Genomic DNA, 15,080 nt, shown 5'->3' on the forward strand with positions numbered 1-15,080 from the left:
TGAAACATGGCGCTTCTTTTCCGCTGGTTAATGCGAATAATCACAGGGCTGATTGTCTTGTGTGTCGCCATCTTTGCGCTGACCTATTATTTCGCTTCGCGGTCTTTGCCTAACTACACGGCGGATGAGGCTGTTCAGGGCATCGCGTCACCCGTCGAGATTGTGCGTGATAACGCCAACGTGCCGCATATCTTTGGGGCGACGGACCCTGACGTGTATTTCGCGCTTGGCTATGCCCATGCCCAAGACCGGATGTGGCAGATGACGATGTTGCGCCGCACGGCCCAAGGGCGGTTGTCGGAACTGTTCGGCGAGCGCACGTTGCCGATTGATAAGCTGCTGCGGCATCTGGATTTGTACCGCACAGCGACAGAGTCCGTTGACGATCAAGACGCACAAACCACCGCCGCCCTGAAAGCCTATTCCGCTGGCGTGAACGCTTGGCTGGGCAAGGTAAATGAAGGTGCGCGTGGTCGTGGCGCCCCTGAAATGTGGATGTTCAATCACGCGATTTCACCGTGGCAACCTGCTGATAGTATTGCGATTATCAAGCTGATGGCGTTGCAACTGTCATCCCAACTGGAAAACGAAGTCTTACGCGCCCGCACCTCGCTTTTGCTGGACCCGAACCTTGTGCGTGACATTTTGCCTGACGATCCAGGTAGCGGCATAGCGATGCTGCCGGAATATGCGACGTTGGTGCCTGACCTGCCGCGCTATGCTGCGAATTCCCGCGCCCCTTACGATCCATTGTCGCCTGTGAAACCTGCGCAATTGGCCGGTGCATCGAATGCGTGGGCGGCTGGTCCGACGCGCTCTGCCACCGGTGGGACGTTGCTTGCCAATGATCCGCATCTTGGCCTGACCGCGCCGACGATCTGGTATCTGGCGCGGTTGGAACTTTCGACGGGTGGTGTCATCGGCGGCACAATCCCCGGTGTGCCTGTTGTAATGACAGGCCGTAGCGACAGCCTAGGCTGGGGCATCACGTCAAGCTATCTGGACGATCAGGATCTGTTTATCGAAGAAGTGAACCCCGACAACAGCACCCAATATCGCGGGCTGGACGGCTGGGAAAACTTCAAAAGCCGCGACAGTATTATCAATGTGCGTGACCAGTCCGCCGTGACCGTGCGTGTCCGTGAAACCGTGAATGGTCCGGTGCTGCCTGCGGATCAATTTGACCTCAGCACGATCACGCCGCGCGGCCATGTTGTATCGCTGGGCTGGACCGCACTTTCGCGCGATGACACCACTATGTCCGCTGCGATAAAATTGATGCAGGCCAGGACGGTAGACGACGCTTTTGATGCAACCGAAGGCTATATTGCGCCCTCGCAAAACCTGACTGTCGCGGACCGCACACGGGTCGGGCTAAAGACCATCGGCGCAATCCCTGCCCGCACGCCAGATCACCAAAGCCAAGGGCGCTTGCCCAGCTTTGGCTATATCGAAGGCAACCGCTGGTTCGGGCGGCAACCCTATGCGGATAACCCCGAATTTGCCGATCCGATGGGCGATATTCTGGGCAATACCAACAACAAAACCAGCGACGCACCATTCCCCGATCATGTGTCTTATGTTTGGGGCGACACGCAGCGGATCAAACGTTGGGCGCGCCTGATGCAAGCACGTGAAGTACACACCCGCGAAAGCTTTATCGAGGCGCAGTTGGATACCGTCAGCTACACCGCACGGACGCTTTTGCCGATGATGGGCGCTGATCTGTGGTTCACTGGCGAAGCCGCCCCCGAAGGCACACCGGAACGCCGCCGCCAGCAAGCGTTAGAACTGCTCGCGGCATGGAACGGCGAGATGAACGAACATATGCCAGAACCGCTGATTTACGCGGCGTGGCTGCGCGAGTTGCACAAGCGGCTTACGCGCGATGAATTGGGCCCGCTCTCTTCGGAATTTACCCATGCAGACCCGGTGTTTATCGAGCGAGTCTTCCGCAATATCGACGGGGCCTCTGTGTGGTGCGACGTGGTGCAATCAGCGCCTGTCGAGACTTGCACGGACATCTCGCGGCAAGCCTTGGACGACGCGCTGATCTGGATCGACGAGCATCAAGGCACAACCGTGGCCGCCCTGCGCTGGGGCGACGCGCATCAGGCCACGCATGACCATCCGGTTCTGGGCGATGTGCCGTTGCTCAGCTGGTTCGTGAACATCCGGCAATCGACCTCTGGCGGCGACAATACATTGCAACGTGGCAAGACCTCTGGCGTCGGTCCCAACCCGTTCCAGAATGTCCACGCGGCGGGCTATCGCGGCGTCTACGATTTCGCTGACCCCGACAGTTCGGTGTTCATCAGTGCGACGGGGCAATCCGGCCACCCGTTGTCGCGCTATTATGACAACATGGGCGAGTTGTGGCGGCGCGGTGAATATGTGCCAATGTCGCTGGATACGGCGCTCGCGCGGGCGGCGGCTGTTGGCGTGACGGTTTTGACGCCCATCGCCGAGTAATCTTAGCTGGTTGTTAAGACACCTACGCTAGTTTGACCTGATGATATGGGTAGACACACTTATACCGCGCGTCGTCGCGGCACTGGCGATTAGGTCGTGGCGTGATCTTGTTCTCAAGCTTATCGCGTTCTTTTTATTGGTGAATTTTGTTGGTTTTGTGCTGGATTTCACAGGGATTTATCCCCGTGTCACCCCCGAATGGGCCGGTAATTTCTGGTCAGTGATCGCTGTGGCAACACCCATATTGGGGCTGCAATTCGGGATTATGACTTACCTTGATCGGTTACAAAAACGGCTGGCAAAGGCAGATGCGACCGATACGCTGACAGGTCTGCCCACCAGACGCGCGTTTATCGTGCAGACAAATACGCGGCGTGTGACCAGCCCTGAAGGCGTTGTTTTATTGATTGATGCGGATAATTTCCGGCGGATTAACGACGCTTATGGGCATTTCGCAGGTGATGCCTGTCTGGCAAATGTTGCTGCGACATTGCTGAAACATGCTGGTCCAGACGATGTTGTCGGGCGCATGGGTGGCGAAGAATTTGCAGTGTTTATTCCCGCGACGTCTGGGACCGACGTGGCGACGTTCTGCACCGCAATGACGCAAAAGATCACGACAAAACTAGATCAACGGTTTGCGACCGCTGGCCGAGAGATTTCGCTGACCATGTCAATCGGCACCGTCAAAGCAGGGCCGCATCATGCGATTGATCTGCTGCTCAGCCGCGCTGATGACGCGCTGTATTGTTCTAAAAACGATGGCCGTGCGCGCATGATCGAATGGGAAGATATGCCATCGAACATGCGGCAGGCGTCGTAATTACAGGCGCTTGAACCGTTCTTTTTGCAGCGATGTCCAGAACACAACCATATCGTAGCCAGTTTCGGTTTGGATATCGTCGGTGACGATACCTTGCTCGAACAACCATGCACGTTCGCGGCCTTGGGCAAACGTCAGGTTGAGCGTGGCTTCGGTGCGTGGATCTTTGAGTTTACCTGCCAGATCATCCAGCAGCTGGTCCATTCCTGCGCCAGTGATCGCAGACACCGCATAAAGATCGTCGGTACGGTCCGCTTTGGTGATCAGCGCATCGCGGGTTTCATCATCGACACGGTCAATCTTGTTCCACACTTCAATCAGCGGCGATTCTTCGGCCACGCCAAGCGATTCGAGGATTTGCATCACGTCTTTGGATTGCTCTTCGGACTGCGCGTGACTGATGTCGCGGACATGTACAATTAAGTCAGCGTCCAACACTTCTTCCAATGTCGCACGGAAAGCCGCAACAAGTTCGGTCGGCAAATCACTGATAAAGCCCACAGTATCGGACATGATCACATCATCGCCAGACGGCAAAGTGATCTTGCGCATAGTCGGATCAAGCGTCGCGAACAGCATGTCTTTTGCAAAGACATCCGCGCCGGTCAAACGGTTAAACAGCGTAGATTTACCAGCGTTGGTGTAACCGACCAATGCGACGATCGGATAGGGAACTTTGGCACGAGCCGCGCGGTGCAAAGTCCGTGTTTTCACAACCTTTTCAAGGTTTTGGCGCAAAGACTTGAGCTGCATATCAATGGCACGACGGTCAGCCTCGACTTGCGTTTCACCGGGACCGCCGACAAAACCAAGCCCACCACGTTGCCGTTCAAGGTGGGTCCAAGCCCGCACAAGCCGCGTCCGTTGATAGGACAATGCGGCCATTTCGACCTGCAAAACACCTTCGGCGGTCCGCGCACGGTCACTGAAAATTTCGAGGATCAGACCCGTCCGGTCCAGCAGTTTAACGTCCCACGCTTTTTCCAGGTTTCGCTGCTGCACGGGGCTGACGTGTCCATCAACCAACACCAATTCGACCTCTTCGGCCTGAATCCGTTGTTTGATTTCTTCGATTTTACCTTTACCGAACAACATGCCAGCATGCATTTTCGGTAGGCGCACAACTTCGGCCCCGACCACATCAAGGTCGGGCAAAGCCGCAGCAAGCGCCACAGCTTCTTCCAAAGCGGGTTCCGCCAAGCGTCTGTTATTGTTGGACTTTACATCCGGGTGTAGCACCCAAGCCCGTGTAATGGGCTGGTCGTGTTCTTGCAAAGTTACTCTTCACCTTCATATAGCGAGATAGGTTGTGCAGGCATGATCGTTGAGATCGCGCTTTTGTACACAAGTTGTGATTGACCATCGCGACGCAAAAGCACGCAGAAGCTGTCAAACCATGTGATGACGCCTTGCAATTTCACACCGTTCACCAAGAAAATCGTGACAGGCACTTTCGCCTTACGAACGTTGTTCAAGAAGGCGTCTTGCAGGTTGGCTTTATCTGAGGCCATAGGTGAACCCTTTTTTGTTTTTATGGCCGCGAACGGCCGTCCTCATCGTAGTAAACACAGTATGTCCTGCGTTTCCGAGATATTAAACCCCTGTTTTGGGGTCGTGTTATGTCAGTTACGCCAGATTTCGGGATTAAATAATGCGATAATCGCCAGCGTTTCCAACCGTCCCAACACCATTGCCATGGCAAGAACAACTTTGGCGAGGTCCGGTATGCCAGAATACGCAATTGGTGTCTCTGCGGCCACAATCGCCAAAGGGCCCGTTGTGGACAATGCGGACACCGCCAATACCATAGCGGTTTCAAATTGTACGCCCGTCAACGACAGCAAAACCATGACGCCCGCGATGCTGAGGCAGAACAACATGAAGAAGATCCACGAGATATAGGCACCTTTGCGTCTGATTCTGCGGGCTTCGCGTCCGCCGCCGCCGACCGATGATGGATGCACAAGCCGTTCGAGTTCACGCTCGGAATGCCGATAAAGCGCGTAAACCCGCAGTAATTTGATGCCACCCGCCGTGGTCGCCACGCCGCCGCCGATCAGCGCAAGCCCCGCGAGCAACAAGCCCGGCGTCGGCAATCCTGTCCAGTTTGTCGTCTCGATCCAGTCCGCGGATTCAAATCCTGTGGTGGTCATGAACGATGCCACGGTAAACACCGCACCCCAGATCGCCTGGAAACTGTCGCTTAATTGGGTCTGCGTCGTGGTGTCGATCGACGCGACAAAGTGGCGAGCGAATAAGAACCCAGAGGCCAGCACGATCAACGCGATGCCGATGCGGAACTCTGGGTCGTGGTGCCAGCCGTCCGCGTTTTCACCCGCAAGGCCGCGACTAAAGACCAAGCGGCTGATTGCAAACACAAAAAAGAAGAACACGAGGACTTCGCCCCAGAACCCGGAGGCCGCATAATAGAAGCCGCCAATGGGTGTGATGCCTGACGTCGAAAGCACCGCCATCGCGTGACACAGTGCGACGTAGGAATATTCGCCGAGCAACGTCAGCCCGCCCCAAAGCACGAGCGTCAGTGCGACATAGATCGGCGTTAACTTTACCGCGTAGCGTGTCAGGCGTTCGCCAGCGTCAACGCCGCGCGCTTCTTGGGCCGCGCCATATGCGCCGCCGTTGCCTGTGATCGAGGTTGCCCGCACCTCGAAACCGCCAAGGTTCATCGGTGCGAAAATCGAGATCGCTGCGATCCAAACCAGCAATCCGCCCAGCCAACCGACCAGTGAGCGCCACAGGTGTAATGCTGGCGAAAGCCGTCCCGCGTTGTCGTATAATGTCGCGCCTGTGGTCGTCAGGCTGGATACCATTTCGAACCATGCGTTCAGCAAAGTCGTGTTGCCGACCGCCTCGTAGAACGGAATAGCGAGCATGAAGGGCAGCACCGTGAACGCGCCAAGCAGCGACAAAAGTTGACTGCGCGCGACGTTTTTCGGCGCATAACCGGACGTCGCCAGCCCCATCACAAAGGTTAACGTCCCGAACAGGATGAACCCGTAGAAAAATACCCGCATCGTTGTGAAATCGCCCAGCGACAGGCCAAAGCCCGCAGGAACGATCATCGCAATCGATCCGATTCCCATCAGAATCACGAAAAATGGTACGCGGGAGATTCGTTCGAACATCAGAAAAAGTCGATCGTCACTTGCAGCAGCCGTTCCACTTCGGGCACGTCAGCTGACATCGCGAAAATTGTGATCACGTCCGCCTCTTCGATCCGTGTCTCGCCGGTTGGCTTGACGGTTTTGTCGCCTTTCAACACGGCACCGACCAACACGCCTTCGGGGAAATCGATGTCCTTGATCTTTTTGCCCGCGATTGACGACGTGCTGAGAACTTGGGCTTCGATGACTTCGGCTTCGGCGTCGCCGATGGAATAGACGCCGCGCACCCGTCCGTGGCGCACGTGGCGCAAAATGGAGGACACGGTCGTCGCACGCGGGTTGATATATGCGTCCACATCGAGCGGTCCCATCAACGGGATCAGCGTCGGGTCGTTGATCAGGCAAATGGCCATTTTACAGCCCATTTCCTTGGCCCGTACCGAGGTCAGCAAGTTGGTCTTATCGTCGTCGGTCACAGCCAAGATCGCGTCTGCGCTGGTGATGTTCGCTTCTTCCAACAAGCTGGAATCCAGCCCGTCGCCGTTCAAAACAATCGTCCGGTCCAGCGCGTCGGCTGCGCGTTCGGCGATTTTGCGGTCTTTTTCGATGACTTTCACACGAACACGATCAGTGCGTTGTTCCAGTTCTCTTGCCACCGCAAGGCCCACATTACCCCCGCCAACAATCACGATACGTTCTTGTTTTGCATGGGTTTTCCCAAAGATTTCCAACGCGCGCGTCAGGTCTTTGGTGTCGGTAAACAGGTAGCAATCGTCGTTAACAAAAATCTGGTCGCCCGGTGATGGCACAAACAAAACGCCGTCGCGGCGGATGCCAACAACAATCGCCCGCAAGGTCGAAAACAGGTCAGTCAACTGGCGCAGCGGCGTGTTCACAACCGGACAATGGGCGTCGATGGTGATGCCGATCAGTTGCGCTTTGCCCTCAAGGAAGCTTTCGGTGTCGAACGCCGCTGGTGCGGCGAGCCGTTGCAACGCGGCTTCGGCGACTTCTTTTTCAGGCGAAATCACCACGTCGATGGGCAAGTGATCGCGGCGGTAAAGGTCGGAATAAATCGACTCAAGGTAGTTCTGCGCCCGCAGACGCGCGATCTTGCGCTGCACCGAAAACACCGAGTGCGCGACCTGACAGGTGATCATGTTCACCTCGTCAGAATGGGTCGCGGCGATGATCATATCCGCGTCCCGCGCCCCTGCCCGATCCAACACATCAGGGTAGCTGGCAAAGCCTGCGACGCCTTGAACGTCGAGCGTATCGGTCGCGCGGCGCACGAGTTCGGGGTTGTTATCGACGACGGTGACGTCGTTGTTTTCCCCCGACAGGTGGCGCGCAATTTGCCAGCCGACCTGTCCCGCGCCGCAGATTATGACTTTCACTGTGTTTCGCCTTCCACATAAGCCACACGTGCGCCCGCCTTCGACGTGGTCGCCACGCCGAGCGATTTCAGTTTGCGGTGCAAGGCGGAACGTTCCATGCCCACAAAGGACGCGGTGCGGCTGATATTGCCGCCAAAGCGGTTAATTTGCGTCAGCAGATATTCGCGTTCGAACAATTCACGCGCCTCGCGCAGTGGCAATGTAGCCAGCCCGCCTGACAGCACGATCCGGCCTTCGTCGGCTGGACCCTCGTCGGAGGATGGCAGTTCTTTGGCGCTGATGTCGCTGCTGCTTTCGCCCAAGATCAGCACACGTTCGACCACGTTTTTCAACTGACGCACGTTGCCGGGCCATTGCATCGTCTGCAGCAAAGCGCGAGCATCGTCAGCCAAGGCGCGTAGCGGCAGACCCTGCGCCTTGTTCAGCATCTCGATAAAGTATTCGGCCAACAGCGGAATGTCTTCGCGACGTTCTTCAAGGCTCGGCACTGCGATAGGCACAACGTTCAGCCGGTGGTACAGCTCTTCGCGGAACACTCCTGCATCAATTTCGGTCGGCAAGTCTTTGTTTGTGCTGGAAATAACCCGCAAGTCGACTTGGATCGATTCAGTGCCGCCAACACGTTGGAATGTCTGATCGACCAAGACGCGCAAGATTTTCGACTGCGTTCCCAGCGGCATATCTGCGATTTCGTCAAAATAGATCACGCCGCCATTGGCCTGTTCCAGCAGACCCTTTTCGATGCCTTTGGCTGGGCTTTCGCGGCCAAACAGCACTTCTTCCATCCGCTCGGGTTCAACCGAGGCAGAACTGACGGTCACAAACGGCGCGTCGGCGCGGTTCGAATTAGTGTGGATATAGCGTGCGGCGATTTCTTTGCCGGCACCTGCTGGACCCGTCAGCATAACCCGCCCGTTGGATTTCGTGACCTTGTCGAGGTTCGTTTTGAGCGTGCGGAACGCGGCGCTATCGCCCAACATATCCATATTGGCACTGTCACCGCGTTTCAGCGCGACGTTTTCACGGCGCAGACGCGATGTTTCCATTGCGCGGCGGATCACAACAAGCAGTTGGTCGATGTTGAACGGCTTTTCGATAAAATCGTAGGCACCTTGCTTGATCGCAGCGACCGCAATTTCGATATTCCCGTGGCCGGAAATGATCACAACAGGCACGCCCGGATGGTCGCGCTTCACGGTTTTGAGAATATCAATCCCGTCCATGTTGCTGTCTTTGAGCCAGATATCGAGGATCATCAGCGCGGGCGTTTCCGCCTCGATCTGCGCCATACATTCGTCGGACGTGCCTGCAAGACGCGTCGTAAAGCCTTCATCAATAAGGATTTCCGAGATCAGTTCCCGAATATCGCGTTCATCGTCAGTGATCAGAATATCGCCCATTTTTAGTCCCTCATGCCGGTATTTTATTGGCCAGCGCACCAATCGGTGCAACCGGCAGTGTAATGATTGCGCATGCACCCGCGTGGGTGTGCCCATCAAATATTGTGGCGTCCGTTAACGAAAGCGTGCCGCCGTGTTCTTCGATAATTTTCTTAACGATCGGAAGACCCAATCCGGTGCCTTTGGACCGTGTCGTCACGTAAGGTTCGAACAGGCGTGCGCGGTCTTCTGGCAGCCCGATACCGTTGTCTTGGATCGTGATCTGGCAGACGTCTTCGGCGACCATCATCATCACCCGAATTTCCGGGTGCAGGATGGTAAATTCGCCATTTTCGTTTGCACTTTCAATGGCTTCGCCTGCGTTCTTAATCAAGTTTGTTAAGGCCTGCGAAATCATCGTGCTGTCGATGTCCGCTTTGACGATTTCGTCCGGCAGGTCCGCTACGATTTTGACGTCAGGCTGACCTGCCTCTTGCAAAGTCACGGCGTCGCGCACCAATGAGACCAAATCATTTTCGCGTAGTTCCGGTTCCGGCATCCGTGCGAATTTAGAAAACTCATCAACAATGCGCCGCAAGTCATTGGTTTGACGTACAATTACGTCGGTCATCTGGTCCAGCTTTTCGGCATCATCACCGACTTGGCTACGGAATTTGCGTTTGATGCGTTCGGCAGACAGTTGGATCGGTGTCAGCGGGTTTTTGATCTCGTGTGCGATGCGCCGCGCCACATCACCCCACGCGGCCATGCGTTGTGCGCTGACCAGATCGGTCACGTCGTCGAATGCCACAACATAGCCTTCCAGATCGCCCGCCTCGTTGCGACGCGGGGCCATGCGGACCAGCAGGCTTTCTTGTTTGCCGTCGCGGATCAGGTTGACTTGTTCTTGCACGACGGCCCGTTCGCCCGACACAAGCTGCGTGAACAGCGGGTCAAATTCCGGCATCGTCACCGCCAACGCGCCGTGCGGTTTGTTGTGATCGACCGCGAGCAAGCGTTCGGCAGATTTGTTCACAAACGTCACCTCGCCGTCAGGGCTAAGCCCCACAACGCCGGAAGTGACCGAACTCAACACGGAATCGAACAACCGCCGCCGCCGTTCAATCGCGTCATTGGTTTCGAGCAATTCGTCGCGCTGGCCCTTCAGTTGCGTCGTCATTTGGTTAAAATAGTGACCCAATTGCGCGATCTCGTCGTCGCCGTCTTCTTCAATCACGCGCACGTCCAGATCCCCCGCACCCACACGCTGCGACGCGGTAACCAGCCGCCCGACAGGCCGCGCAAGGCGTTCCGCGAACCACAGGCCAAACCAGATCGCGGCCAAAATCAGGATCATCGCAAAGCCGAGGTACAACAGTCCGAACTGGAACAGCCAGCGCCCGCGCTCGTTCTCAAGTTGGTCATAGAGCGCGTAGGTTTCTTTGGTCTCGTCAAGCAGTGCCAGCACCGACCCGTCAACTTCGCGTGTGATGTAGAGAAAGGCGTCAACGAAGGACACAAGCGGAATAAGTGCGCGAAATTCGTTGTTTGCGGGGTCTTCGATCAGGATAATGCCGGTTTCCAACGCTTCTGCGAATTGCGCGGGCGTCGGTTTCTCAAAATCGAAGGCGTATGAGTTTTCGTCCCGCGCGATGATTTCGCCCGCGCTGTCGATCACGAAAGCTTCGGTCAGGCTGCGGTCGATCTGCACCTGCACCGCCCGTAGCGCCTGAATGGTTTCCGCTTGGTTCATAAAAAACGCACCGGCCCGTTCGCGGTTCAGGTATTGCGCAAGGCCGATACCATCACGTGACAATTCGTTTTTATGTTCGTCTTCATAGGCTTGGGCGGTGGACAGCGACGTGCTGACCACGTTGCGCACACGGTCCGAGAACCAGCTTTCTAGCCCGAGGTTAATCGACAGCATCGCAAAAATCGCAACCAGAACAGTGGGGATCAGCGCTAGCAGCCCGAATACACCTGTCAGGCGCAAATGCAGCCGCGAGCCCGCTGATTTCGCCCGCCGCGCCGCGATCATCTGCGCCACGCGCCGCAGCACCAGCACCGCCACCACGAGGATATAAACAAGGTCGCCGAGCAGCACCAAACGCAGGGTTGGCGATGCGCCACCCTGATTAAGAGGTCCCAACACGTAATAGGTTAACGCAGCCAAAACCGGGCCCAGCGTCACCAGCCCCAGCGTCAACACGTTTTGAACCCACCGACGACGGGTCAAGCGACTGAGTCGCGTAAAATCAATGCCCAAAAGGGTACGCTGCACGCGCATTGCCCTGTCTTCCTACGGGGTTTCCCCCGCAATACCGCCAATTATGTGGTCCTTTCCAAAAGCACTGCGCCTTTGGGGCCACGGTTATGTTGCGGTTTTACATCAATTTCCGACGGCGTGTCACGCGAATATCGAGGTCAGTTATCTTCTTGCGCAAGGTATTTCGGTTAATTCCAAGTAAATCAGCACATTTCGCTTGGTTACCTGCCGTGGCGTCAAGTGCTATTTCGATCAGTGGACCTTCGACTTCGCGTAAGATTCGGTTGTAGAGGCCCGGCGCTGGCAGCTCTCCGCCGTGCAAATCAAAGTAGCGACGCAGGTGTTTTGCGACCGAACCGGACAGCTTGTCGGTGCTGTTCGAGGTGATGTGCGGCTCCATCGCGGGTTGATTGCCCAGCACCATCTCGACTTCGGACCGCGAGATTTCATCCTCGCTGGCGGTGAACACCAAGCGTTTGATTGCGTTCTCAAGCTGACGCACATTGCCCGGCCAGCTATAGGCGCGGATCAAGGTTGCAGCCCCATCGCTCAGGCGGCGCAGCGGCCCGCCTTCGCGTTCGGCACGGTTGAGGAAATGGTCGGCCAGCAGCGGAATATCGTCCACACGTTCGCGCATCGGCGGCACGGCGATTGTCACGCCACCAAGACGGTAAAACAAGTCTTCGCGGAACGACCCGCTTTCCATCAAGCCAGACAGATCAGAGCGTGAGGTGGCCATGATACGCGGCGCGGAATCGCCCAGACTGTCGAGCATCCGCACGATTTTTGCTTGGGCGATGGTGTCGAGATCGCTGACTTCATCAAACAAGATCGACCCGCCACGCGCACGTGAAAGCACGGCACTTGGACCATCCATCCCCGCGAGATCTTCGGCAGATACGGTGACAAACGGCAGATTGCGACGGTCTGAAAAATCGTGGATCGCTTTGGCAATCAAAGACTTACCTGTGCCACTTTCGCCCGTAATCAGAACAGGCATCGCCGTGTTCATCACCCGTGCCACAAGCCGGTACAGCCCTTGCATCGCAGGGGTCCGCCCCACGAGCGGCAGATCAGCGGTCTCGTCAGTTGGCGCCTCTGTCTTTTGCTGCGGTAAACGGCGTTTGATTTCCAATGCACGCGCGGCCCGTTTCATCAGGTCCGGCAGATCAAACGGCTTTGGCAGGTAATCGTAGGCATCCGCCTCGGCGGCTTGGATCGCGGTCATGATCGTGTTCTGCGCTGAGATCACGATCACAGGCAGACCGGGACGGGCTGCGGCGATCAGTGGCAGTTGTTCCAATCCATTCCCGTCAGGCATCACGACATCGGAAATCACCAGATCACCTTTGCCCTCGTCCACCCAACGCATCAGCGTGACAAGCGAGGATGTGGCGTGAACTTTGCAGCCCGCGCGGGTCAGTGCTTGCGTCAAGACCGTCCGAATAGTGCGGTCATCATCAGCGACAAGTACAGTTCCGTCCATTAGGCTTCTTCCTCAGTTTTGTTAGTCGCAGCGTCTGCGAGTGGTAAAGATACACGGAACAAAGTGCGTCCCGGAACGCTATCGACTGAAATCCAGCCGCCATTTTCCCCGATCAGTTTCGAGACCAGCGCAAGGCCTAGTCCGGTGCCGTTTTCACGGCCTGACACAAAGGGTTCAAAGATGTCGTTGGCAATTTCCGGCGGCAAACCGGGGCCATCGTCGATGATTTCGATTTGCAGCGGCAGCCGCGCACTGGTGCCGTCCAGCCGCGAAACACGCAGCGACGGATCGTAGAAGGTGTGCAGGGTGATTTTGCCACCCGGGCCACCTGCTTCTGCGGCGTTTTTGATCAGGTTCAGCAGAACTTGCAGCAGTTGGTCCCCGTCCACATGGGTTGGCGGCAGTGACGGGTCGTAGTCTTCGACGAACATCATATGCGCCCCCACACCCACAGATGCCGATTGCCGCGCGCGGTCCAGAATGTCGTGGATATTCACATCCGCCAGTTTTGGCGGACGCAGGTTGCCGAATTGCTCGACCTGTTCCAGCAGCTTCACGATGCGGCGGCTTTCCTCGACGATCAGGTCGGTCAATTCCTGATCCTCGGGCGTCAGCCCCATCGACAGCAGTTGTGCGGCCCCTGTGATCCCTGCCAGCGGGTTCTTGATTTCATGGGCGAGCATTTCAGCCATGCCAATCGCGGATTTCGCGGCCTTGGACGAGTTTTCGTTCTGCACAAGGCGGCTTGCGATTTCGCGCGGACTGATCATCATAATCATCGCGTCGTCGGTCCCCAGCAAGGGCGCGATTTGCACGTTACAATGCATCGGCGCCCGCATACCGGACCCCACATCCACGTCGTTCACAAACAGCGATGACCGATTGCGCCGCGCACGGGCGAAGGCCTGTTCTAGCGGCGCGTTAATCATCACCTTGTCCCACAGGTTCGCGCCATCCAGCGCCTTGGTGGACAGGTTCAGGAACGTCTCGGCGGCGCTATTGCTAGCCGTGATCAAGTCGTTGCCGTCCAGCAATAACGCCGGAACGGGTAGCGATGCCCAAAGGGCTGCGTCAAAGCTCATGCCGCCGCCTGCCCGTCTGTATCTATTGCGTCTCTTATGAGGTGCAGCACTTTTGCCGGATCCTTTTCAGTGAGTATTGCTTTGCGGAGCGGGATCGGCGTCCCTGCATCGTCCATGTACCAGCCCAGATGTTTGCGCGACACGCGCGGGCCCATCAGCGCGCCGTAGAAGGTGAGCATCGCCTCGTAATGTCCTGATATCAGGTCGATAAGTGCGTGACCCTTAGGCGGCGTTAAAGGTGTGTCGCCTGCCAATTCCGCCGCGACTTGGGCCAATTTCCAAGGACGACCCTGTGCGCCACGCCCGATCATAATTCCGTCAGCCGTTGATTGTGCCAAGGCCATGCGGCCCGTGTCCGTGTCCACGATATCGCCGTTGGCAATCACTGGAATGTTCACCGCATCTTTGATGTCTTTGATCGCGGCCCAATCTGCGGAGCCTTTGTAGAACTGGCAGCGGGTGCGACCGTGGATCGTGACCAGTTTGATCCCTGCGTCCTCGGCCCGTTTGGCGACATAAGCTGCATTTAGGCAGTCGTGGTCCCAGCCAAGGCGCGTTTTCAGCGTCACAGGCACATCAACCGCATTCACAACCGCCTCGATCAAGGACAGCGCGTGATCGGGATTGCGCAGCAAAGCGGACCCCGAATAGCCCTGCGTGACCTTTTTCGCAGGGCAACCCATGTTAATGTCGATGATCGCCGCACCGCTATCCGCGACCAGTTTCGCGGCCTCTGACATCCATTTCGCCTCGCGGCCCGCAAGCTGTACCGCTGTGCCTGCCTGATCAAAGCCCAATTCGGCCTTTTCGCGGGTGCCGGGCTTGGCTTGTACCATTTCTTGGGATGCGACCATTTCGCTGACGACCCACGACGCACCAAACGTCCCCACAAGTTGACGAAACGGCAAGTCGGTGATCCCCGCAAGTGGCGCAAGCACAACAGGTGTTGTCGCGGCCTGACCATTCAGGATATTTAGAAAATCGGTGCTCACAGATAATGCCTTCGTTTTAGTCTTGATCAAAAATTAGCCGCAGTTGCGTACTGCCACA

11 protein-coding genes are annotated in these 15,080 nt (G+C 56.8%); 2 read left to right on the top strand and 9 right to left on the bottom strand.

All coding sequences use genetic code 11. The features are described 5' to 3' along the window. Positions 1–6 precede the first annotated feature (6 nt). Together FHS72_RS07420 and FHS72_RS07425 are read left to right on the top strand one after the other, a co-directional pair. Entirely contained in the window at positions 7–2,472 is a 2,466-nt protein-coding gene (locus tag FHS72_RS07420) for a penicillin acylase family protein (RefSeq protein WP_183527672.1), read from the top strand. A gap of 40 nt (positions 2,473–2,512) precedes the next feature. After that, positions 2,513–3,295 carry a GGDEF domain-containing protein gene (locus FHS72_RS07425; RefSeq protein ID WP_183527673.1) on the top strand — a complete coding sequence of 261 codons (783 nt, stop codon included), beginning with the start codon at positions 2,513–2,515 and terminating at the stop codon, positions 3,293–3,295. Here FHS72_RS07425 and hflX read toward each other — a convergent pair whose 3' ends face one another. From hflX to dusB, 9 genes are all read right to left on the bottom strand, one after another. Then, positions 3,296–4,570 carry a GTPase HflX gene (gene hflX / locus FHS72_RS07430; protein ID WP_221235376.1) on the bottom strand — a complete coding sequence of 425 codons (1,275 nt, stop codon included), beginning with the start codon at positions 4,568–4,570 and terminating at the stop codon, positions 3,296–3,298. Between the two features lie 2 nt (positions 4,571–4,572). Further along, complete coding sequence (gene hfq, locus FHS72_RS07435; protein WP_183527674.1) at positions 4,573–4,806, bottom strand: RNA chaperone Hfq; 234 nt, start codon at positions 4,804–4,806, stop codon at positions 4,573–4,575. A 111-nt stretch (positions 4,807–4,917) separates the two neighbouring features. Further along, positions 4,918–6,441, bottom strand: coding sequence for a TrkH family potassium uptake protein (locus FHS72_RS07440; RefSeq protein WP_183527675.1), 1,524 nt, complete (start codon positions 6,439–6,441; stop codon positions 4,918–4,920). Beyond that, a complete protein-coding gene (trkA, locus tag FHS72_RS07445; protein WP_183527676.1) occupies positions 6,441–7,817 on the bottom strand; it encodes a Trk system potassium transporter TrkA in 1,377 nt (458 codons plus the stop codon). The genes FHS72_RS07440 and trkA overlap by 1 nt, the downstream gene beginning before the upstream one ends. Continuing rightward, positions 7,814–9,217, bottom strand: a complete 1,404-nt coding sequence (gene ntrX / locus FHS72_RS07450; RefSeq protein ID WP_183527677.1) for a nitrogen assimilation response regulator NtrX — start codon at positions 9,215–9,217, stop codon at positions 7,814–7,816. Before ntrX ends, trkA begins: the two co-directional genes overlap by 4 nt. 10 nt (positions 9,218–9,227) lie before the next feature. Continuing rightward, entirely contained in the window at positions 9,228–11,477 is a 2,250-nt protein-coding gene (locus FHS72_RS07455; RefSeq protein ID WP_343042661.1) for a sensor histidine kinase NtrY-like, read from the bottom strand. A 103-nt stretch (positions 11,478–11,580) separates the two neighbouring features. After that, a complete protein-coding gene (locus FHS72_RS07460; protein WP_183527680.1) occupies positions 11,581–12,948 on the bottom strand; it encodes a response regulator in 1,368 nt (455 codons plus the stop codon). Next, entirely contained in the window at positions 12,948–14,030 is a 1,083-nt protein-coding gene (locus FHS72_RS07465; RefSeq protein WP_183527682.1) for a two-component system sensor histidine kinase NtrB, read from the bottom strand. Before FHS72_RS07465 ends, FHS72_RS07460 begins: the two co-directional genes overlap by 1 nt. Continuing rightward, entirely contained in the window at positions 14,027–15,022 is a 996-nt protein-coding gene (gene dusB, locus FHS72_RS07470; protein ID WP_183527684.1) for a tRNA dihydrouridine synthase DusB, read from the bottom strand. Before dusB ends, FHS72_RS07465 begins: the two co-directional genes overlap by 4 nt. Positions 15,023–15,080: the final 58 nt, after the last annotated feature.

This window comes from Yoonia ponticola (assembly GCF_014199395.1).
In the GTDB taxonomy this organism is placed as follows: Bacteria; Pseudomonadota; Alphaproteobacteria; order Rhodobacterales; family Rhodobacteraceae; genus Yoonia; species Yoonia ponticola.